The sequence below is a fragment of the Enterococcus lemanii genome (assembly GCF_016909125.1).
Lineage (GTDB): Bacteria > Bacillota > Bacilli > Lactobacillales > Enterococcaceae > Enterococcus_I > Enterococcus_I lemanii.
Genome location: NZ_JAFBFD010000002.1, coordinates 48,599 through 71,564 on the forward strand (window position 1 = coordinate 48,599; position 22,966 = coordinate 71,564).

At 36.8% G+C, this 22,966-nt stretch carries 19 protein-coding genes; 10 read left to right on the plus strand and 9 right to left on the minus strand.

The window, feature by feature from the left end:
• A complete protein-coding gene (locus JOD14_RS00985) occupies nt 1-579 on the plus strand; it encodes an NAD-dependent epimerase/dehydratase family protein (RefSeq protein ID WP_204652822.1) in 579 nt (192 codons plus the stop codon).
• A 95-nt stretch (nt 580-674) separates the two neighbouring features.
• On the opposite strand, the gene JOD14_RS00990 is transcribed toward JOD14_RS00985, so the two are convergent.
• Nucleotides 675-1,058, minus strand: a complete 384-nt coding sequence (locus JOD14_RS00990) for a VOC family protein (protein ID WP_204652823.1) — start codon at nt 1,056-1,058, stop codon at nt 675-677.
• Between the two features lie 192 nt (nt 1,059-1,250).
• On the opposite strand from JOD14_RS00990, the gene JOD14_RS00995 reads away from it, so the two are divergent.
• Nucleotides 1,251-3,101, plus strand: a complete 1,851-nt coding sequence (locus JOD14_RS00995; RefSeq protein ID WP_204652824.1) for a heavy metal translocating P-type ATPase — start codon at nt 1,251-1,253, stop codon at nt 3,099-3,101.
• Nucleotides 3,102-3,290: 189 nt separating this feature from the next.
• A complete protein-coding gene (locus JOD14_RS01000; protein WP_204652825.1) occupies nt 3,291-5,264 on the plus strand; it encodes a heavy metal translocating P-type ATPase in 1,974 nt (657 codons plus the stop codon).
• Between the two features lie 282 nt (nt 5,265-5,546).
• Here JOD14_RS01000 and JOD14_RS01005 read toward each other — a convergent pair whose 3' ends face one another.
• Nucleotides 5,547-6,266 (minus strand): MurR/RpiR family transcriptional regulator, encoded by a 720-nt coding sequence (locus tag JOD14_RS01005; protein WP_204652826.1) that lies wholly within the window; start codon nt 6,264-6,266, stop codon nt 5,547-5,549.
• A gap of 41 nt (nt 6,267-6,307) precedes the next feature.
• On the opposite strand from JOD14_RS01005, the gene JOD14_RS01010 reads away from it, so the two are divergent.
• From JOD14_RS01010 to JOD14_RS01025, 4 genes are all read left to right on the plus strand, one after another.
• Complete coding sequence (locus JOD14_RS01010; protein WP_204652827.1) at nt 6,308-6,925, plus strand: AAA family ATPase; 618 nt, start codon at nt 6,308-6,310, stop codon at nt 6,923-6,925.
• Between the two features lie 19 nt (nt 6,926-6,944).
• Complete coding sequence (locus tag JOD14_RS01015) at nt 6,945-8,240, plus strand: PTS sugar transporter subunit IIC (RefSeq protein ID WP_204652828.1); 1,296 nt, start codon at nt 6,945-6,947, stop codon at nt 8,238-8,240.
• 169 nt (nt 8,241-8,409) lie between these two features.
• Nucleotides 8,410-9,462 (plus strand): methyl-accepting chemotaxis protein, encoded by a 1,053-nt coding sequence (locus tag JOD14_RS01020; protein ID WP_204652829.1) that lies wholly within the window; start codon nt 8,410-8,412, stop codon nt 9,460-9,462.
• A 48-nt stretch (nt 9,463-9,510) separates the two neighbouring features.
• The gene (locus JOD14_RS01025; protein WP_204652830.1) at nt 9,511-9,792 is read left to right on the plus strand and encodes a CZB domain-containing protein; all 282 of its coding nucleotides are present in this window, start codon (nt 9,511-9,513) and stop codon (nt 9,790-9,792) included.
• A 782-nt stretch (nt 9,793-10,574) separates the two neighbouring features.
• On the opposite strand, the gene JOD14_RS01030 is transcribed toward JOD14_RS01025, so the two are convergent.
• From JOD14_RS01030 to JOD14_RS01055, 7 genes are all read right to left on the minus strand, one after another.
• On the minus strand, nt 10,575-12,659 hold the full coding sequence (locus tag JOD14_RS01030) for a methyl-accepting chemotaxis protein (RefSeq protein WP_239576019.1): 2,085 nt from the start codon (nt 12,657-12,659) through the stop codon (nt 10,575-10,577).
• Nucleotides 12,660-12,793: 134 nt separating this feature from the next.
• Nucleotides 12,794-14,839, minus strand: coding sequence for a methyl-accepting chemotaxis protein (locus JOD14_RS01035; protein WP_204652832.1), 2,046 nt, complete (start codon nt 14,837-14,839; stop codon nt 12,794-12,796).
• A gap of 524 nt (nt 14,840-15,363) precedes the next feature.
• Complete coding sequence (locus JOD14_RS01040; RefSeq protein WP_204652833.1) at nt 15,364-17,409, minus strand: methyl-accepting chemotaxis protein; 2,046 nt, start codon at nt 17,407-17,409, stop codon at nt 15,364-15,366.
• A 202-nt stretch (nt 17,410-17,611) separates the two neighbouring features.
• Nucleotides 17,612-17,974: a hypothetical protein gene (locus tag JOD14_RS13050; protein ID WP_239576020.1), complete on the minus strand. Its 363-nt coding sequence runs from the start codon at nt 17,972-17,974 to the stop codon at nt 17,612-17,614.
• Nucleotides 17,947-19,245 (minus strand): methyl-accepting chemotaxis protein, encoded by a 1,299-nt coding sequence (locus JOD14_RS13475; protein WP_338031660.1) that lies wholly within the window; start codon nt 19,243-19,245, stop codon nt 17,947-17,949. The genes JOD14_RS13050 and JOD14_RS13475 overlap by 28 nt, the downstream gene beginning before the upstream one ends.
• Nucleotides 19,242-19,670 carry a hypothetical protein gene (locus tag JOD14_RS01050; protein WP_204652834.1) on the minus strand — a complete coding sequence of 143 codons (429 nt, stop codon included), beginning with the start codon at nt 19,668-19,670 and terminating at the stop codon, nt 19,242-19,244. Before JOD14_RS01050 ends, JOD14_RS13475 begins: the two co-directional genes overlap by 4 nt.
• A gap of 56 nt (nt 19,671-19,726) precedes the next feature.
• A complete protein-coding gene (locus tag JOD14_RS01055) occupies nt 19,727-21,133 on the minus strand; it encodes an HD domain-containing phosphohydrolase (protein ID WP_204652835.1) in 1,407 nt (468 codons plus the stop codon).
• A 643-nt stretch (nt 21,134-21,776) separates the two neighbouring features.
• Here JOD14_RS01055 and flgB point away from each other — a divergent pair.
• The 3 genes from flgB to fliE are packed head-to-tail and all read left to right on the plus strand — an operon-like array spanning nt 21,777 to nt 22,955.
• Nucleotides 21,777-22,151, plus strand: coding sequence for a flagellar basal body rod protein FlgB (flgB, locus tag JOD14_RS01060; protein WP_204652836.1), 375 nt, complete (start codon nt 21,777-21,779; stop codon nt 22,149-22,151).
• Between the two features lie 27 nt (nt 22,152-22,178).
• Complete coding sequence (flgC, locus tag JOD14_RS01065; protein ID WP_204652837.1) at nt 22,179-22,613, plus strand: flagellar basal body rod protein FlgC; 435 nt, start codon at nt 22,179-22,181, stop codon at nt 22,611-22,613.
• A gap of 15 nt (nt 22,614-22,628) precedes the next feature.
• A complete protein-coding gene (fliE, locus tag JOD14_RS01070) occupies nt 22,629-22,955 on the plus strand; it encodes a flagellar hook-basal body complex protein FliE (protein ID WP_239576021.1) in 327 nt (108 codons plus the stop codon).
• Nucleotides 22,956-22,966: the final 11 nt, after the last annotated feature.

The window sequence follows — 22,966 nt, forward strand, 5'->3', positions numbered from 1 at the left end:
TTGGTTGTCGGTCAGTACGCTAAAACCAAAGCGCAAGCGACAGCCGATGTTTTAGCCGCGACGAAAGAAGGATTAAACGCGGTCATCGTCCACCCGTCCGGTATTGTCGGTCCGTATGACTATGGCAAAGGACATTTGACCAACTTAGTGACGGAATATTATCAAGGAAAGTTAACGGCGGGGATTGTTGGCGGCTATGATTTTGTGGATGTGCGAGACGTCGCTCAGGGGATTTTACTTGCTTGTGAGAAAGGGCGCCGCGGAGAATGTTATCTGTTATCGAATCATTTTTATACGATTAAAGAAGTTTTGAATTTGTTACAACAAATCTCTGGACGTCAGAAAATAAAAACTTATTTACCACTTTTTATCTTAAAAACAACCGCACCACTCGCCGAATACTATTATAAATTACGCAAGCAAACGCCGCTATATACGCCCTATTCGCTCTATACTTTAACTAGCAATGCGAATTTCTCACATGAAAAAGCAACAAGAGAACTGGGCTATCAAACAAGGCGTTTAGAATTAAGTTTGCGCGATACAATTGATTGGTTAAAAGAACAAAAGCGAATATAAAATATAGAAATAAAGACCATTCATTTCAATATGAAGTACATTGAAATGGCTGGTCTTTATTTTTTTACTAGAATATAAATTTTTCTTTTGGTAATTTATTCAGCCATGATTTCAACTAAGTTTCCTTCAGGGTCTTGAATCACGGCTTCATAATAACCATCTCCGGTTGTTCGAGGCCCGTTTATTAATGCAAAACCATCTGCTTGCAGCCGTGCAACCAACTGATCAACGGCCTGCTTGTCGCCCACCGCCATTGCTAAATGCGCATAACCAAAACAATCGGCTAGTAAGGGAGTAACCATCTGGTCTTTATGCATGAGTTCCAAGCGACCACCAGTTGCAAAAGATAAAAAATAAGAACGAAACCCAGTTGTTTGGTTATGGTAGAGCGCATTGCTAGTTGCTTGAAAATAGTTCTCATAAAAAGTTTTCATTATTTCTAAGTCTTGTACCCAAATACCGATATGCTCAATTTTCACGTTTCTCACTCCTTTTTTAAAATAGCAAACGCTATCAAAACCTTTGTATTCAGTATATCAGAATAGGAGACAAGAAAAAACGAGCAGCGAAACGAAAACGATAATCTTTTTCAGTTAGCTTAAACGACTATCATATCAAGAGAAAGGGTGCTAATGTATGACTAAGAACAAGAATCGAAAAGGGTGAGGAAAATGAATAAATTAAAAGAAAATAGCACTTTGATTAGCACAGTGGGATGTATTGTTTTTTTAGTATTGGGTATGATTTTAGACTTTGGGTTTCACAGGCAATACAGTTGGATAATTTATTTAGCTTCAGTCATTAGTGGTGGAACTGAAATTACTATTGACGGATTCAAAGAATTATGGGCTGAAAAACATTTTAATGTCGATTTGTTAATGATTTTAGCAGCAGTTAGTGCCGGTCTTATTGGTGATTGGCGCGAAGGGGCTGTCTTAATTTTTATTTTCAGTCTTTCACACTTAATGGAAGAGTATGCTACTGAAAAAAGTGCACGAGAAATTAATAGTTTAATGAATCGTCAACCAAAAAAAGCTAGAAAAATTTTAGCTAATGGTGAATATACTATTATTGCTACAGATGATTTAGTTGTGGGGGATCGGGTCGCTGTTTTTAAAGGTGAAAATATTCCAACAGATGGGGTAATTTTAAAAGGGGCTTCTGAGTTGGATGAATCAGTTGTAAACGGTGAAAGTGTTCCACGTTTGAAAAGCGTAGGAGCAGAGGTTTATGGTGGAACAATTAATTTAGGTAACGAACTTGAATTTGAAGTAAATAAAGACCAATCAGAAACTGTTTTTGCAAAAATTATTAAATTAGTTGAAGCTGCACAAAATAGTCAAACAAAAACCGAAAGTTTTATTCAACGTATCGAAAATCGTTACGTCATGCTAATCATTTTTGGTGTTCCTTTAGCCGTGTTATTCTTTTACTTAGGTTTGCATTGGGATTGGAATGAGAGTGTTTACCGAGGGGTCAATCTTTTAGTGGTGGCTAGTCCGTGTGCGCTCGTAGCCAGTTCCACTCCGGCATTGTTAAGTGCAATCAGTAATGGTGCTCGTCATGGAGTATTGTTTAAAGGTGGAACTTATTTAGAAGAGTTAGCAGAAATTCAAAGTATTGCTTTTGATAAAACAGGAACTTTAACAAAAGGGGAATTTAGCGTAACCGATGAATATTGGGCACAAACAAAAGAACAAATGATACCATATGTTTTAGGCTTAGAAGAAAAAAGCACACACCCATTAGCGCAAGCTATCGTGAAACATTGGCAGACAGAATATGAAAGCTACCCACTTCAAACAGAAGAAATCACAGCGAGTGGTATTCAAAGTATCAGTGAAAAAAACAAATACTATGTTGGAAAAAAACGCGGAAATTATGCAGATCCAAACCAATTACTCGAATGGAAACAAGCTGGAAAAACAGTGATTTACGTTGAAGAAAACGATCAATTTTCTGGTGCGATTGCCTTATTAGATACTTTAAATACGAACGCCAAAGAAGCCGTCAATTACTTTAACCAAGCGGGAATTCACACGGTAATGTTAACAGGAGATAATCGTCATACAGCAGCGACGATGGCCAAAGAAGTAAATATCGAAGAATATTTTGGCGAACTACTACCAGAAGATAAAGTCACTTACGTTCAACAACAAAAAGAAAAATATGGTAAAAATGGAATGGTTGGCGACGGAGTAAACGACGCACCGGCATTAGCAACTGCAACGATTGGGGTTGCAATGGGCGAAGGAACAGACGTCGCAATGGATGTAGCTGACGTAGTAATTATGGAGAATAATTTAGCGAAGTTGGTTTACACGCACCGTTTGTCGAAAAAAATGAAAAATGTCATTAAACAAAATATTATTTTTAGTGTAGCCGTCATTTTAACTTTGATTACACTAAACTTACTGCAAATCTTAACCATCCCAATTGCCGTTGTAGGTCATGAGGGGAGTACGATTTTAGTTATTTTAAACGGATTACGTCTATTAAAAGAAGAAAAAGCACTTTTTTAACCTGAAAGTTAAAACGAAAAACATGCGGGCCAAAAATCAACCGTTTGTTTTTCGTTTTTTTCTTTACTGAAAGGATAAATCAGTTTGCCATTCAAGTAGTATTTAAAGATTGACAAATGATTGTTTATTCATATATAATGAAGTTAACAAATGAACAAGTATTCATATATTCGTTTTGGAGGGGTTTATATGAGAAAAACAATCAATGAAAAAAACAAGCAGCACCATTGCGACCACGATCACAGTCATGAACATAATCATGACCACGAGCATAACCATTCAAGTTGCGGACACAACCACGGCAAACTACCGGTCATTTTATATGTCGTTGGTTTTGTTTTGTTTGTTGGTACCTTATTGTTACCTTTACCAACCTTTTTAGCGAACAGCTTAATGTTTTTGGCAATGTTAACGGCAGGCTACCACGTCATATTGGAAGGGATTGGAGAGACGATCACTGATAGTTTCAAAGCCAAAAAATTAAAACCAAATGTCCATGTCTTAATGACACTGGCGGCTTTTGGGGCGGCTTTGATTGGGGACTTTGATGAAGGCGCATTACTAATTTTAATTTTTGCGGGTGCTCACTTTTTAGAAGATTATGCAGAAGGCAAGAGTAAAAGAGAAATTACGGCTCTTTTAAAAATGAACCCAACCCAAGCACGCTTAATCAAAGCAAATGGCGATACGGAATTAGTCGAGGTCGCAAGTTTACAAATTGGTGATCAGTTGCAAGTCTTACCAGGAGACCAAGTACCAACTGATGGCGTGATTGTCTCAGGGGCAAGTACTTTGAATGAATCTTCAATTAATGGTGAAAGCATGCCGCAAGAAAAAACCATTGGAGCAGAAGTGTTTGGTAGTACGATTAATGGTACAGGCACCTTTACAATGGAAGTCACCAAAGACTCATCTGAAACCGTCTTTGCCAAAATTCTTCAATTAGTCAATCAGTCGCAACAAAATTTATCGAAAACGGCAACTAAAATTAAAAAAATCGAACCCTACTATGTGAATACCGTTTTAGCGATCGTGCCATTGTTTATTTTACTTGGTATATTTATTTTTCAGTGGGGCGCGTACACTAGTTTTTATCGCGGGATGGTTTTAATGATTTCGGCTTCTCCTTGTGCCTTAGCAGCTAGCGCGATACCAGCTACCTTATCTGGTATTTCGAATTTAGCCAAACGTGGTGTCTTATTTAAAGGCGGCTCTTATTTAGCCAATTTGTCAGAAATCAAAGCAATCGCCTTTGATAAAACCGGTACCTTAACAAAGGGCAATCCAAGCGTGACTGATGTTTACTTTATGGACGAACAAAAACAATCAGAGTGGATAAACGTAATCGTTTCAATGGAAAAAAGTGCCAACCACCCATTAGCTAAGGCCATTTTAAATCACTTTACGACGGCGACAGAACTACCAATTGCAGTCGAAAACAAAATTGGCCATGGCTTAATCGCAACATACCAAGAACAAACGTACCAAATCGGGAAAGCAGATCTATTCAACCATCTTCCTGAAACCATCGAAGAACAAGCGAACCGTTTGAAAGATCAAGGAAAAAATGTCGTTTACTTTAGTGAAAACAAACAAGTCGTTGGTTTTATTGCCATGATGGACTTGCCGCAAGAGTCAGCGAAAACGACCATTGCTTACTTAAAAGAGCAAGGGATTAAAACCGTCATGATTACCGGAGATGCGCAAGCAACTGGTCAAGCCGTTGCGCAGATGATTGGTTTAGATGAAGTCAAAGGCAATGTTTTACCAGAAAATAAATCCCAACTAATTACAGAACTTCAAGCCAAATATGGCACGACGGTAATGGTTGGTGATGGCATCAATGACGCACCCGCACTCGTTAAAGCAGACATTGGCTTTGCGATGGGCGATGGCACCGATGTCGCGATTGATGTCGCCGATGCGGTTATCATGAAAAATGACTTAACCCGCTTTAAATATGCCCATCAAGTGGCTAAAAAACTCGATCGAATCGTGTGGCAAAATATCATTTTCTCAATGGGAGTCGTGTTGCTCCTTGTCTTCCTGAACTTTTTCGGGAAAATTGATATTGGTTTAGGCGTCATTGCTCATGAGGGAAGCACCTTAGTCGTCATCCTTAACGGCTTACGTTTATTAGCACCAATCAAAGAATCATTGTAATCAAAAGAAAACACCCGAACGATTTTGCGCGAATGAGCGAATCGTTCGGGTGTTTTTTTATTTTTTAGCTTTAAAGCGTTCAATTCTCGTCATCTCTAGTAGTACCAGCGATGTGATTTGAAAAGTTTATAACGGAAACAAAGAACAATAATCGTTATTTTCAACTTTTATATTCGTGTTTATTGTTAAACATGTTTAAAGTTCGTTTAAAAAGTTTTGAAAACATAGAAAACCCGTACAAAATTCAAAAAACTGATTATAATACAAGTAAGCAAATCGCTTTTAGTCAGTGGCTTCATTAGTACGCTGATAAATCGATTTTAATGCGCCACTTAATAACAGCTCAAATTGATTTAAAGCCGTGCCAAAAAATAAATTAGGCTCAAACTCGTGAAAAGCTTTCGGTGAATACGTTTGACTACTAATAGTTAATTGGGCAAGCGAGCCAATGGTCGATTGCTCGACCCCAACAAAAGCAATGGTTGCAATTTGGTGTTCTTGAGCGAGTTGTGCCAATTCAATCAGTCGTTGGGTTTCACCCGAATTGGAAATAAGGAAAATTAAAATGTTATCTTCCATTGCTTCACGTAAAAACTCTAAGTGGCTATTGGCCGTTGCACGAAAACCGTAAAGATTGAGTGCTTCACTTATGTAATTGGCGATGTTTTGTGAAAAACCAGAAGCAAGCACCATGATACGATGGTCGCGATAAGTTTGGAGTAACGTATTGAAGGCCGTCACTTGTTCGTCAGAAATCAGTTCGTTTGTCAAAGACACACTCGGCGCAATCGGGTTTTGCATTGAAAAAACCAATTCACTATAGCCGGAAAAGCCAATTTTTTTGGACATGTTGACAATCGTTGCCGTCGAGATAAACGCTTGTTTGGCCACTTCACGAATACCGATTTTTTTCAAATGGCTCTTGTTTTGTTCCATAAAACGTAAGGCTTGTGCTTCGGCTTCGTTCAACTGGTATTTTTCAATTAACGTTTCAATATTCATTGTTTCACCTCAAAATAAATAATAGATAGGAAGATTATAACATGGAAAAGAAAAAAATTATTCAAGATCCTTGGGCACGGACAACAACACGTAATGGCCTGCCAGGCGATGAGGTCATTTCTGCCTTACAAAAATCAATTCGCCGTGGCTACGAAAGAGAAGCATGTGAGTTTGCTTATGAAATGTATATCACCTCTCCTCAATATGAAGAAAAATTATGGCGCCGTCTCCTAGCGATTTCAGTGGAAGATATCGGAATGGGGAATCCAGAAGCTGCTTTGATGGTCAACACGTTTAACCAAATGCGTAAAGAATTCCAATACAATGAATCCGATCGTTTAATGTATATTATCCACGCGATCCGCTACTTATGTGCCAGTGAAAAAGATCGCTCTTCTGATTTGTTGAAAAATATCATGATTAAAAGCTTTGCGATGGGCTATGTGCCAGAAATTCCTGATTATGCTCTTGATAAACATACGACCCGTGGCGCTGAAATGGGGCGCGACTCGCATCATTTCTTACATGAAGCAAGTAAAGTGATTCCTCAAGCTAAAGTTGATAATGACTATAAAGAACAATACGACGAAATATTAAAACATTATGATCCAAATCATTTAACGGAGAATGCTTTCCAATTTAATAGTTGGCAAGTATAACGAAAAGGGGAAATTAAAAATGGAAAATTCAAATGGGTTCGTTGATAAATTAAACGGGTTTTTAAGTCCACTTGCAGCAAAATTAGGCAACCAACGTCACTTAAAGGCGATTTCAACAGGAATGATGTTTGGCTTGCCATTTATCGTGATTGGTTCATTCTTTTTAATCGCAGCCAATCCTACGATTAATATGGAACAGTATCATCCAGAAACGGCTGGGATTTTCTTACGCTTCTTAGCAAGTTGGAAGGAATTTGCAGTTGAAAATTATGATTTAATTACCGCACCTTATAACTTAACGATGGGGTTAGTTGGTTTAATTAGTGCGTTTGGTATTGCTTATTCTTTAGCCAGCGACTACCGTTTAAATCCTTCGATGAATGGGATGGTCGCACTCGTTACTTTTGCGATGGTTTGTACACCAGTAACAGAAGGCCAAATCAACTTAAATTATTTAGGTACGAATGGTTTATTTGTAGCCATTATCATTGGGTTGTTGGTCGTTGAAGTCGCCCGTTTTTTTGAAGTAAAGAACATCAAATTCCAATTGCCAGATAGCGTGCCGCCAATGGTCGCGACTTTTATGAACACCTTGTTACCGCTACTAGCAAATATCGTTATTTTTTATGGCATTAACATTGTCTTTTTAGTGACAACAAAACAAATTTTCCCAGAAGCAGTCATGCAAATTTTAACACCAGCGACGGATATTGCAGGTAGCTTAGGCGGTTTCTTACTCATTACGACGTTAGGCAATATTTTATGGTTGTTTGGGATCAATGGTTCATCCATTATTTTCCCATTGGTCTTTACGCTAGGAATTGCACAAACAGGTTTGAATGCGGAACAAATGGCTAACGGTGAAAATATGACTCACCTGATGAACTTACAAATGTATCGTATTTCAGTCATGGGTGGCGCTGGGGCAACATTAGGTTTAATCTTACTCATGATGCGTAGTAAAGTTAGTGAATACCGAACCATTGGTAAGCTCTCACTTGTACCAGGGATTTGCTCAATTAACGAACCCGTTATTTTTGGACTACCGATCGTCTTAAATCCGATTATGGCCATTCCATTTTTAATTGCTCCAGTGGTCAATTTATTATTAACCTATTTTGCACAAAAAGTTGGCTTAATTGGTTTAGGCTTCATCATTGATCCATCTTTCACGCCATTTGTTGCCCAAGCGTACTTATCAAGTATGGACTGGCGCAATGTGGTATTCACCTTATTCTTAGTGATTGTTAGTATGGTGATTTATTATCCATTCTTCAAAGTTTTAGAGAAAAATCGTTTAGCCAAGGAAGGTTAAATAGGAAAAAAGACATCTTTTTAGGTGTCTTTTTTGTTTTGGATAAAATCATTGAAACTAAGTGCAAAAAGAGCCGATAGCTATTAATAGTAGACAAAAGTTAAAGGGGGATTAACTTGATAGTAAACTTATTTTTGTGAATAATATCACTATCAAGTAGTAAAAAAAGATGTTTAAAAATAAGTATGAAAAACAAATGACTCAAATTTTAAAGCAAGAAACAGTTACAGCAAAATCTAAAAATATGATGGCACTGAAACGTCAAATGGATAAGCTAGCGACATTAGAAAAAGAAAGCATGACTTTTTTACTTGAAACCATTGAAAACGGTAGCACTTTTGGCAATATTGAAGTTGAAATTCAGTTTTTGATTTACGAGATTCAACATGCAATGGTACAACTAACGCAAATGACTGAAAATAATCAAACCATTACACAAGAAACGAATACAGCAATGCACGAGTCCAACACCGTGCTGAATCAAAATATCCAAATGATTGATGAAGTTACGCGTAAAGTAAATGATATCGTTGAGTCCAACCAAGAAAATATCGAAAACACGAAGAAAATGTCGAGTGTTTGCCAAAGTGTTTCTGCCGGCAATCAAAAGATTAACTTGAATTTAGAAGCTTTACTAGAAAAAATTCAAAAAATAGGTTCCATTATTCAAGTAATCGAAGACATTGCTGAGGAAACGAATTTACTCGCTTTAAATGCCTCCATTGAAGCGGCACGTGCCGGTGAAAATGGGCGTAGTTTTGCAATCGTTTTCAATGAAATTCGCAAATTATCGGAGAATACAAAAGATAGTTTGACTGATTTCAAACGATTCAAAGCAGAAATTGAACAAGCTTCAAGAGACAGTTTGGCTAGTATAACCGAATCAAATAAAACAATGAAAAAAATCCCTATCGTATCTGGCAATATTCATCAATTGATTCATCATACGTTTGGTGCAATTCAAGCAATTAACGATGATATGAAAATTTTCATGCATTCTTTTGAAGAAATGAGTGCGTCAAATGATGAAATATCAAGCGCAATGAATCACATGTCGTTAGAAACGCAAAAAACAACCGATTTGGTTACTCGCTTAACGACGACCACCGAAAAATTAGAAACAATCAAAAAAAACATTCATGATAGTGACGGCCAGTGTATCGCACATAATCACAAAATGTATGCAAAATTTTGTGATTTAGAAATTGAAATAGCCCCATAAGAATTAACGGCTATTTTAATCAATGCGAAACACCAACATGAAACTTGGATGGGCAAGCTAAAAACAATTGTTGAAAAACAACAAATCTTACCACTTCAAGTCAATAGTGGACGTTGCGGTTTTGGCCATTTTTATCAATCACTTGCGATTAAAGACGAGCAAATTGTATCTGCTTGGCAAGAAATCAAGACGCATCACGAAGAGCTTCACCGCTTAGGCCAAGAAGTAATGACGCATATTTGGCATAAAAAGTATGAACAAGCCAAAGCAAAATATACCCAAGCAATTGCGAATCGACTCAAGTTTTTCAGCAGATTGACGAAATTCTAATAAAAATTGCTTAAACAATGTCTACCGATTAAACAAAGAACAGTGAAACAGCGGTATTTAACCTCGATATTTTATACAACAAGTGCAAGGCTTTTAACGGTAAAATACGGAAAATCGCACACTTTTATCAATATTGGTGGCTTCTAATGTATAAATTACAAATTTATCCGCAACTTATTTTTACAAATTTTGATCAATTTGTTAGTTTAAAAATAAACACTGAAAATCGCTGGATTAAAAAAGTAGCTGGACAGAGTTAAAAAAAGAATATGCTGAAAAATTCTTTAATAAAAAAAGGCAACGTTGCACAACTTCTACAAATGGCTTTGAGTGCCTTGCTAACTCAAAAAGGACATGGCTTCAGTGCTGAAGAAACCGTTATGCGAGTTCAAGAAAATTTTCATTTGCAATCCTTCATTTGACAAAATCACCCTATTTGTTAATTGATACTTGTCACTCATTCTTTTTTCAAATAAATTGTTTCATATTTTTTGTTAAATAAAGGTTTGTAAGCATCGATTGTTGGTTCATCTACACGAGCGAACCGAAGAGAATCATTGGCGCCGGAGCCGTGTCAAAAGATTCGATGTGAATTACGGAAGCTTGGTGCTTTAGCAACTAGCTTTCCGTTTGAAGCTCGAAAGCTGAGAGACTACAGGCTCGAAGCGGTCTCACGGCCCTTTAAGCCAATGAATTCTCGTAGGTGAGCGGCGCTTACAAATTAAATTGGGCACGTTATGAATATTTGGCAATTATTCAGTAGGCATTATATAGGGTTAGTTTTATTCTAAATGAAATTGATTGCTCAAGTCTTTTAATTGCTCAGAAATCGTTTCTAACTCCGCAACGTGCCCAACGAATTCTTCCATTGTTGCCAAGACCTCTTCGGCGTTGGCTGAAACCTCTTCTGTTCCCGCCGCATTTTCTTCAGTAAAAGCAGAAATATTTTCTAAACGAGCCAGCACGTTTTCTTGAATCGTTGTGATTTTGTGCGTAAGGTTTTCAACTTGTGCGACACTTTCAATGAGTGCCTGGCTCCGTTTAAATACTTCAAGTGAAGCAACGATGGAATTTTGAATTAAGAGCGATTGTTTTTCACCACCGCTAACGGATTTAGATGTTTGTTCAACCATGTTTACAGATTGTTTTTGGATTTCGTGAATAATTGTTTCAATATCTTGGGTGGATTGTTTACTTTGTTCGGCTAATTGGCGAATTTCAGCTGCGACGACTGCAAAGCCTTTGCCGAATTCACCGGCACGTGCGGCTTCGATGGAGGCATTTAAAGCGAGTAAATTCGTTTGGTAAGAGATATCATTGATTACATGAATAATTTTTGTAATATTTTGGACATTATGATTCATTTGCGACATCCCACCCACGAGTGTATCCATTTGTTGCAATTCATCGTTCCAATTCATATTTACTTGATCCATCACTTCCATGCATTCCTGGTTAATAGTCAGTGATTCTTTTGATTGCAAATTCATTTCATGGATATTTTCAGTAAGTTCGTTAATAACGGCAGAAAGATCTTGAATTTTTTGGACACTGACTTGGGTTTCTTGTGCTTGCGTCCCAGTTGCCTCAGCGATTTCATTAATCGTTTCAACGACTTCTTCGGTCGCATGATCCGTTTGTTTGGATAAAGCGAGAAGAGAGTGGGACATGCTTGCGACTTGTTGACTCTCGCCTTGAACTTTTTTAATTAATTGACCGATAGCGACAATCATTTTGTTATATTTACTTACCAGTTGTTGAATTTCATTGCCATCTTCTTTTGGATAAACCGTGCGAATGGCCCAACTTTTAATGGTGTAGCGTGCTTGGTTTGTTTTAGTTAGCCGTTGAATCGATTTTAGTTCACCATGGCTAATTTGTTCAAAGCGTTTTGTAAAAATAAAAAGAATTTCTCGGATGAAAATAACTAAAATGAAAGTGAAAGCAATAACAAATAACAGCATAATAACTAAAATGAAGAGGGAAGAAAAAGTGAAGGCTTGTGTTTCTTTTTGATATTCTCCAACACCAATACTCACAAAGACCCAATCTTCTGAATTTTTTGCTCCTTTATCAAAATAAAAGCCAGTATATTCTCGTTGATCAACGGTTTCGATAAAGCCCGTTAATTCTTTTGTTTGCGCAATTCGTTGGAAATACTCCGTTTGACTAAAATCTTTGCCAATAAAACTTTTTGAAGCAGCACTTAAAATCATACCCGTATCCGAAACAACAAAAGCACTCCCAGTACGACCGATCGCTAAACTTTTGACAATATTATTGATACTTGTATAAGAAACATCAATCGCTAAAACAAAAATTTCACCACTATTATTTTGAAAAGCCTTCGAAATTGTTACGGAAAAATCATTGGTCTTTGGCGATAAGTAGGGGGCACTCCGTTGTGTTTTTCCGTAATTTTTAACGGCATTTTGATACCAAGCTTGTTCGCTCGGGTGATAGTTATCATCGACTTCATGTAAAGTTACAAAATCACCGGATGCCATTGCGTAGACCAGTTGGGTAATATCGGAATCGCCAATTGTCGAGGTTTTGAGATCTTTTTTGATTTCACTAGCTTTAAAATCGTCTTTGAAAGAACGCAAGGCCACCATTTCATCCATTCGCGTGTTAATCGAGTCAAATAAAGAATTGCGAACTTTCACGACGGTTGTGGCAGCAGCTTCTTGTGTGAGTTGATTGCGCTCTTTTAATAAATTTTTTGACAGGGATAGAGAAGAAAAAAGCATTGCCAAAATAGGAATAAGGGCAAGCAGAAATAAAGCAAGCGAGAGAAGAGGGAAGATGGAGTGTTTGCCATTTTTCCTCGTTTTCGTATTTTTTGTTCTTTTAAAAATTTGTTTCAAATAAATCATCCTTTCCATTTCAAAAATATGGGCACACGGTATTGAATATCGGGTTAAATTTAATTAAGTTAAGTCAAAGTGGACAAAAAAAACTAACTTTTAGCAAAAAAGTCCAAAAGTTAGTTTAGTGAAATTTAATTCGTGATCTCAAATTGATTGGTTAATTTTCTCAAACCTTCAGAAATCGTTCGAAGTTCATCAACATGGCCGATAAATTCTGTCATCGTTGCTAAAACTTCTTCTGCATTGGCTGAAACTTCTTGGGTTCCAGCGGCATTTTCTTCCGTTGAAGCTGAAATATTTTCTAAATTCTCAAGTACCGTTTGTTGAATAGTTACAATTTGTTGGGTGGCTTGTTGAATTTCTGCGACACCTTCAATTAAAGTTTGATTATGTCTGAAGACTTCTTTTGAAGAAGCAATCGCATTTTGAATTAAGTTTGTTTGTTTTTCTCCACCAGCAAGCGAGTTCGAAGTTTGGCTAACCATTTGCTGTGATTGTTTTTGAACGGAAGCAATAATGTTTTCGATTTCTTGAGTAGAGGTCTTGCTTTGTTCGGCGAGTTGGCGAATTTCGGTTGCGACGACCGCAAAACCTTTACCAGATTCACCTGCACGAGCCGCTTCAATCGAGGCATTTAGCGCAAGTAAGTTGGTTTGATACGAAATATCATTAATTACTTGAATGACTTTATTAATGTCTTGAATATTTGTATTCATTTGATTCATATCTGAAACGAGTGCATCCATTTGTTTCATTTCAACATCCCAATTGGATTGTACTTGATCCATCGTCGTAACACTTGTTTGATTGACAGTTAAAGAAGCTTGCGACTGTTCATTCATAGAAGAAACATTCGTCATTAACTCATGAATAACATTAGATAACGCTTGGACTTTCACTACACTGCCTTCTGCTTCTTGTGCTTGGGATCCTGTGACTTCTGCAATTCCAGCAATCGTTTCGGCGACTTCTTCTGTTGCCGAGTTTGTTTGTTTTGAAAGTTCTAAAAGGGACTCAGACATCGCTGCGACATGGTTACTTTCTCCTTTTACTTGCAAGATAAGTTGACGAATCGCGAGTACCATTTGGTTAAATTGGTAAGCAAGTTGATGAATTTCGTGTCCATTTTCTTTTGGTCGCGCAATTTGTCGTGCGGCATTTTTTAATGAAGGGCGTTTTTTCTTTTTCTCAGTAGCTTCTTCAATTATGCTTAGCCGACCAGAACCAACTAGCTCAAATTGTTTGGAGAATACTTGAATTGCTGCTCGAACGAGACGGGTAATGACTAAACTTAAAAGAACAACTAAAATCATCACAAATAAAAGCACATAACTAGAGTCACGAATAAAAGAATTTCTTTCATTGGCATATTCATTTGCTCCAATATTAACAATGGCCCAAGTGGTACTATCATTGGTTCCTTTATCAAAATATAAAGCGGAGGTCGTTGCATTATTTACTTGAATCAAGTCAGCTGTCTTTTGGCTTTCTTTGATTTGTTTAAATTCATTATTCTCACTTAAATCGGTGCCAACGATGGCTTGATCAGAAGCACTAATTACAATGCCCGTATTTGAAATCAATTGAATATCACCCGTTCGACCAACAGTAAGGCGTCGCACAACGTTATCGACGTTAGCGTAGGAAAGGTCAATCGCTAAAACGCCCCATTCACCATCGTTATTTTGAAACGCACGAGTAACGGTGTTGACATAACCAGAACCATTAGCAGCTTGATAAGGATCCGTCCGTACAGAATGCCCTTTGTTATCCATCGCTAATTGGTACCAAGGACGTGAAGTCGCATCATAGCCCTCCGGAGTAGGATTCATCGAAGTATGTTGTCCTTCAGCCGTTGTAAAGACAATTTGTAAAGTATTTGAATCGCCTAATCCGATGTATTTTAAGGCTTGTTCAATCGCTATTAAATCAAATTTCCCTGTAAATAAAGGAAGATTAATCATCTTATCAATTTTTGAATAAGTGGAAGTAAAAAGTGCTTCTTTTGTTTCCAAAACAGTTTTGGCACTGCTAACTTGACTCACTTCATTGCGTTCGACTAGTAAGCGGGTCGATGTTCTGAGTGAGCTATAAAACATTGTAACAATTGGAACAAGTGCAATGAGGATCAGTGTAGAAACAATCAGCGTACCGATACTTTTTTTTCTTTTTTTCATTTAAAGCATCCTTTCTAGATGAATTCAGAATGTTTGTTATCTAAATCAATCTATCGGTAGAATTAAAAAATAATTAATAGTTAAAAATAAAAATTTCAATAGAGGAAAAGTGCCCGATAAAGTAACCTGTTATATAGAAGGAAAAATTTTTTTGGCTCTAATATGAGGGATAGCGACTAGGGAATTTAGCATCCTTTCTTTTGCTAAAAACTAAAAAAATCGCTTTTTTTGATACTTGAATTGACGAGCAATGGTAGTAGAGCGGATACGGAATAAAAGTACAAAACGTCTTTTCGTTGGTGTCTGCCAATCCTACTTAAAAGTCGGTAAGCAAATGTTCTGTCATTTTTGCTTTCTTTTAACTTCCAATTAAGAATAAAAAGAAGCTTCTAAACAAGAAGAGCCGAAGCCCTTCTTGTTTAGAAGCTTTAACATAATTCGAAGTTAAAAACCGCTTATATATAATAGTATATTTCAATGTATTCCTCCTCGCAGGAGAGCGGTGAATCTAGAAAGGAATCGAATTATAATTGAACATTAAATTGATCCGTTAAATCTTTTAAGCCATCAGAAATGGTTCGTAATTCTGAGACATGACCAATAAACTCTTCCATTGTAGCCAGTACTTCTTCGGCATTGGCTGAAACTTCTTGGGTTCCGGCAGCATTTTCTTCCGTCGAAGCTGAAATGTTTTCTAAGTTTTCTAAAACAACATTTTGGATGGAAACAATCCGATTCGTTGCTTGTTGGATATCAGAGACACCATGAATCAATTCATTGTTGCGCGTAAAGACTTCATTAGAAGAAGAAATGGCTTGATCGATTAACGCCGATTGTTTTTGTCCACCAGATAAAGAATCGGAAGTCTGTTGGACCATTTGAGAAGATTGATTTTGAATTTTGCTAATAATATTTTCGATTTCTTGTGTCGAAGCTTTACTTTGTTCGGCGAGTTGACGAATTTCTTGTGCGACGACCGCAAAGCCTTTGCCAGATTCACCTGCACGAGCTGCCTCAATCGAAGCATTTAAAGCAAGCAAGTTGGTTTGATAAGAAATATCGTTAATCACGTTAATAATTTTATTGATATCTTGAATATTCGTATGCATCCCGTTCATATTATTCATCAAGTCGCCCATTTGGTTTAATTCATTTTGCCAGTTTGAACTTACTTGATCCATAATTTCCATGCTTTGTTGATTAATACCTAGCGATTCTTTTGATTGCTCACTCATATTCGAAACATTGTCTAATAGTTCATTGACAACATCTGATAATTGTTGCACTTGGTTAACACTAGCTTCGGTTTCTTGTGCTTGTGAACCAGTGACTTCCGCAATTCCAGTAATTGTTTCAGCGACTTCTTCTGTTGCTGCATTGGTTTGTTTGGATAATTCAAGCAACGAGTCAGACATGGTGGCTACATGATTACTTTCACCTTGAACGCGATGAATCAACGCCCCCATGGCATGAATCATGCCGTTGTATGCCGTTACTAAGCGGTTAATTTCATTACCATTCTCATCGGCATAGACAAAGCGCTGTGACCAACCTTTAATTGAAAAACGCTTTGTTTCATTTTTATCTAAACGAGTAACAGGTTCCAAAGTCCCTTGACTAATTTTTTCAAATTGTTTTGTTAAGACATTGATAATCTCGCGAATCAAAATGACCATGGCGATAGAAATGAGGATAGCGAGTACTAACATGACAAGCGCAACAAAAACGGAAGAAAGAATCAGTGAACGAATTTCAGTTTGGTATTCGTTGGCTCCAATGTTAACTAAGACCCAAGTCGTACTATCTTTTCCACCTTTATCAAAATAAAAGCCTTCTGTTTCTTTGTCTTTGACTTCAATAAAACCCGTGTCATCGTTTGCAGCTTGAATTTGGCTGAAATTAGGGTGTTGACTAAAATCTTGGCCAACAAAATTTTCGTCAGAAGCACTAATAATTAAACCAGTATCTGAAATAAGATAAATACTACCAGTACGTCCAATCGATAAGTGTTGGATCACATCATCAACATTCCCATAGTCAATATCAATTGCTAAAACGCCCCAATTTCCTTTCGCATCTTGGACCGCTTTAGCAACCGTGTTTACAAATTGATTGGTTGAAGCGTCCTGATAGGGAGCAGTTCGAATAAATTCCCCTTTATGCTCCATTGCTAGTTGATACCAAGGTCTGGTTGTTGGATCATAGCCTTCAGGTAATTCTTCATTGCCAACAGCTGTTCCATCATCAAGCCCAAAAGTGATAGCTAAAGCAGTAGTATCACCTAAAGCAGCCGTTGTAATTTCTTTTTCGATTTGTTCTAAATTAAAATTAGGAGTAAATGCCGGGAGCGTCAATAAACCGTCGATGCGATTTTCGGCAGCGAAGAAAACCGATTCTTTTACTTCTAAGACCGTTTCAGAACCACTTTTTTGAATGACTTTATTTCGATCAACAAGCAGATCACTTGTAATAGAAATGGAACTAATTAACATGGCAACAATAGGAATAAAAGCTGTTAAGATAAGAATAAGGGCAACGGACAAACCAATACTTTTTTGTTTCTTTTTCATTTTATTCATCCTTTTTATTTAAAGTTTACAGCGGACATCTTTAAAAAGACGGCTATAATAAGTTTAATCGGACGAAAAGTTTAAAAGTTAAGTCAGATAAATGTAATTTTAGAACATAACGCATTTTCTTTAAACCTGAGAAAAATGAAGCGAAACGACAATAAACAAAAATCCCTAGGAAAAAACTCCTAGGGATTTTCGTTTATTGATGGTCGCTTATGACTTCAAATTGTTCGGTTAATTGTTTCAAACCATCAGAAATAGCGCGTAATTCGGAAACGTGACCGATAAATTTTTCCATCGTTGCCAAAACTTCTTCTGCGTTGGCCGCGACTTCTTGCGTACCAGCAGCATTTTCTTCGGTAGAGGCTGAAATATTTTCTAAATTTTCTAAAACCACATTTTGAATATTGACGATTTTTTCAGTTGCTTCTTGAATGTCTTGTACGTCTTCAATTAACGTATTGCTTCTTAGAAAGACTTCTAAAGAAGAGGAGATGGCCTGTTGAATTAATTGAGATTGTTTTTCGCCACCGCTTAACGATTGCGAAGTTTGTTGGACCATTGTGTTGATTGACTTTGAATTTTACTAATAATGCCTTCGATTTCTTGTGTTGAAGCTTTACTTTGTTCGGCGAGTTGACGAATTTCGGTTGCCACCACCGCAAAACCTTTGCCCGATTCACCTGCACGTGCTGCCTCAATTGAAGCATTTAAAGCCAGGAGATTCGTTTGGTAAGAAATATCGTTAATGACATTAATAATTTGATTAATATCTTGAATGTTTGTATTCATCCCATTCATGTTAGACATGAGCGAACTCATCTGATCCAATTCCCCTTGCCAGTTTAAATTCACTTGATCCATGATATCCATGCTCGTTTGATTAATCTTAATCGACTCTTTGGAGAGGTCATTCATGCTAGAAACATTCCCCATCAATTCATTGACGACATGTGAAAGTTGTTGGACTTGAGTCACCGAATTTTCTGTTTCTTGTGCTTGTGAACCGGTCACTTCGGCAATTCCAGTAATTGTTTCGGCGACTTCTTCCGTTGCTGAATTGGTTTGTTTTGATAATTCAAGCAGCGACTCAGACATCGTTGCAACATGGATGCTTTCACCTTGGACCCGACGAATGAGTGCACCAACGGATTCAATCATTTCGTTATATTTAGCAACGAGGCGGTGAATCTCAGAACCGACTTCATCTGCGTGTACATAGCGAGCAGCCCAATTTTTCAGTCGGGAAGTGTAGGCTTTAGCTGCATTTCTTGGTTCAATTTTTTCCAATTTTCCTAAACTAATTTTCTCAAACTGATTCATTAAGATAAAAATAATTTCTCGAACGAGTCCGATAATAGTCAAGTTAACAATCCCGACAAGCACAGCCATAATTGCCAAAATAAACAAGGAAGAGTAGATGAGTGAGCTTCTTTCTGCTTGATACTCTTCAGGCGAAAGAGTAATTAAGACAAAAGATTCACTTGGCGTGGCACCTTTATTAAAATACATTCGTGCAATAGTATCACTATTTACTTCAATACGGTCGTTTTGTTTTTTGTTATTTTGAATTTCAGCAAATTGGGGGTATTCTTTTAAGTTTTGGCCAATCACTTCAGCATTGGTTGAACTCATCACAGCTCCATCGTTAGCCAATAAGAAAATTTCACCGGTTCGGCCGACTGAAAGATTTTCAACGACCTCGACAACCGCACCATAAGAAATATCCGCACTAATGACGCCCCAGTCGCCTTTTTTATTTTGAAAGGCTTTTGCAATGGTGTTTACGAATTTTTTTGATTGCGCACTTTGATAAGGGTCGGTCCGAATCACTTCGCCTTTTTTTCCATTGCTAACTTAAACCAAGGACGAGTTGTTGGTGCATAGTCAACCGGCACTTCGCCCACCGTAGCAAACTGTCCATTTTCGGTACTAAAGACAATTTCAGAAACATTGGGATTGCCAACCATGGCTAAGCGAATACTTTTTTCAATTTCCTTGAGGTCAAACTCTTCGGTCAGCATCGGTAAGTGAATGAGCTCATCAAGCTTGCCTGCTGCGGCATCGTAAATGGATTCTTTGACTTCTAAAATCGTTGTCGAAGCACTAACTTGAGCCATTTGGTTTCGTTCAGTAATTAATTGATTTGAAACGGTAATTGAACGAAACAACATCGATAAGATTGGAATTAAAGCAATAAGTGTTAAAACGAGGCCGATAAAGCGCCCAATTGATTTTGGTTTTTTATTTATTTTCATAACGGTAGCGTCCTTTTTTTATTTTGAATGATGATTAAAGAGTAGAAGTTAATATTTTATGCTTGTTGTTCATTTCTTAAAACAGAGACAAAGCAATTGATTATATTTGGGTCAAAGCGCGTATGTTTGTACTGAAGCAATTTAGCCAAAATCATTTCTTCAGAAAGTTTATTTTGTTTTTTCAATGAAACATAATAAGCAACGACGCTAACAATTCGACTAATTAGCGGGATGTTTTTTTCTTTTAATCCAAGGGGATATCCTTTGCCATCCCATCGTTCGTTAACGGTCAAAAGGTATTCAGCGATATCTGAGAACGCCGTCGATTGTTTGGTTAACTGATAACCAATAACGGAATGGTGCTTAATTTGATAAAGCTCTTCTGGTGTTAATTGTTCTTCGTCTTTGTTAAGCAGTTCCGGTGTTATCCCGATTTTGCCGATATTATAAACTTTTGCCAGTACTTCTAAATTGACCAGTTCACGACTAGATAGGTTTAGAGCGTGGGCGATTTTTTCACAAAAGTAAAAAAGACAATCAGCCGAATTTGTCATTTCTTCGCTATCTAAAGTCGTAATGAAAAAATCTGAAAAAGCCAATTGAATCATTTTCTTTTTGGCAATTCTTGCTTCATTTAGATAATTTTCAATTTGCTGCGAAACGGAACCCATCGTTTCAAGCGTCAATCCCATTTCGCTTGTTTTGACAGCAATTACTTGTTTAATATCGTTTTTTAGTAATTGTGTTTGGAGAGTATTGGCCCAAAGGTTCATGTCGGCTAAGTTTTTTCCAGTGGAAACAAGTAAGAAAGAACTACTGTCCCAGCGGTAAAGTATGTCTTGATTTGTACGAGCTTGTTTAAAAAAGTTTGCCAAAGCAAGGATTTTTTCCTCTGAAAGATGTTTGGCTTCGGTATTTTTAGGTGAAGCTAAGCCGTTTATGTCAATCAAAGCGACTACGAATTGGAGATTAGTCACTTGCTTTAATTGCTTTTCGATATCTTTTAAAAAAGCTTCTTTCAAAGGCAAATTCGTTAAAGGATCAATCGCGGTACAAGATTGAATCGTGCTTCTTTGGCGCGTGAAGGTAACAACGGCTCCTTCAACGACGCGAAAAGAATTTTTCACCGGTCGAATTTTTTCGAAAAGGGTAATCGTCTGCCCATTTTTGCCTTGAAACGAGCGTAACGTTTCATGATACGTTTTTTTTTGCGTCAAAATTTGATTGATTGCACCACTTTCGCACAAACAAGGAAATAAAGATTCGTAGGGGACATAGTACGTTTCATCCATCGTCAAGCCAGTAATTTGTGTAGCTAAGTCATTAAAACTCGTAACGTAACCTTCTTTATTGATTGTAATGACAGCTTCGCCAGTGGAATGATAAATCGCTTGTAACCAATCTAGTTTCGTTGCTACTTCTAAGTTAAGATTTTTGATTTCGGAGTTGTCGGTCGCATTCATTAAGCTTTCCACCTCATATCATTTTTTACTTTACCTATAGTTTTTATCGGACATTTTTTAAAGAAATTAACAGATAAAAATATTTATTCGATTCGTAAACATGTTTAAATAAAATTAAACATGTTTTGTTTGCAAACTAAAAAAGGTCAAAAAATAATTTTAAGTGAATTGAAAAACGGATAAAAGCTTTAAAATCAAGGTTCTGTGAATTTTTTTTCGAATTATAATTTTTTATCAAAGGGCCGTATTTCGAAAAAAAAGGAGAAATATGGAAATACGTTAAAAAGTTAATGAGAAAAAATTTATTTTTTGACAAAAAAAACAAAAGAAATAACAATAAAATATATATAATACGTATATTTATTATTAAAAACATAAAAAAGGCTGATATATCAATCTTTTTTATGCAAAAAAAATAATAGGAATAAAGTGAGAAGAGATAATAAAAAAACGAGAAGGAGTATAAAAAATAGCGCTTTTTAATAGTAATAGCTAAATAAACAGATTGTATTTTTGAGAATCTTTTATTATACTTAGTCAATGATTTCATATTTGTCAACAGATTGTAATCATTCTAAAGAAAAATTAAAAATTTTGAATACTTTGTTTGTTTTTTGTAATCATTTTGATAAGGAGGAGAAAAGTGGATACATATAACTTGTTAAAAACAGCAATGACGGTCTCTTCGACAAGGGCAAATTTAATTTCAAGCAATATTGCCAATGTGAATACCGATAATTACAAAGCTAAAAAAATTGAATTTGAAAGTGACTTAAAAAAAGCAATCGGCAAAAACCAATTTGGTTTAACAACCACCCATGCCAATCACTTAGGCAATCCAGCTAGTGTTCGGCCACAAGTCACACAAAACAATCAAACCAGTTTAAAAGAAAACGGAAATAACGTTGACTTAGACGTTGAAATGGTCAATCAAGCAACCAACGGCTTGTACTATCAAGCTTTAACCGCTCAAATGAACGGCCGGCTTAAAATGATGAACTTTGTAACTACACACTAATTCGTAATTAAAAAAGGAGGGAGCAACGTGAGTATTTTTACCGGATTGAATATTAATGCAAGTGGTTTAGCCTTAGAGCGTTTAAAGCTAGATACCATTTCAACGAATATCGCCAATGTAAATACCCATCAAACAGTTGACGGTGATGCTTATCAACGTAAAACAATCGATTTTTCAGAAAGCTTAAAACAATTTCAACCAAGTAATGCAATTGACCAACCCAATCGAAGAAGTTTTGGTGTGAAAGTCAATGGGATTCGCCAAGATGAAACGGTGGTAACGAGTTACGATCCAACCAACCCAGCAGCGGATGAAGAAGGTTACGTGGTGATGTCAAATGTGAATACGGCGGATGAGATGATTGATATGATCCAAGCGTTACGAACGTACGAAGCCAACGCCTCTTCTTTAGAAGCCAATAAATTAATACTAAAAAAAGCACTTGAAATTTCTAAAGACTAAGGGGTTAAGTGAAAAATGAACGAAATAATGAATGCTCAACAGTTAACAAATTATAAAACAAGTTTACAAGGGCAAATGAGTCAGATTCAACGCCCAACAGCCAATCCTATTGATGAAGTGGGAAATAGTTTTAGCGACTACTTTGGAAAGGCGATTGAAAAATTAGATCAAAGCATGCAAGTCATGAACCAAGATACAAAAAATGTGATTACTGGTGAAGAAAGTGATTTAGCGCAAGTAATGATTCACATGACTGAAGCACAACTAACCCTACAAACGGCCACACAAATTAGAAATAAGTGCCTGGAAGCATACAACGAAATTAAAAGTATGCAATTTTAATGAACGGAGAG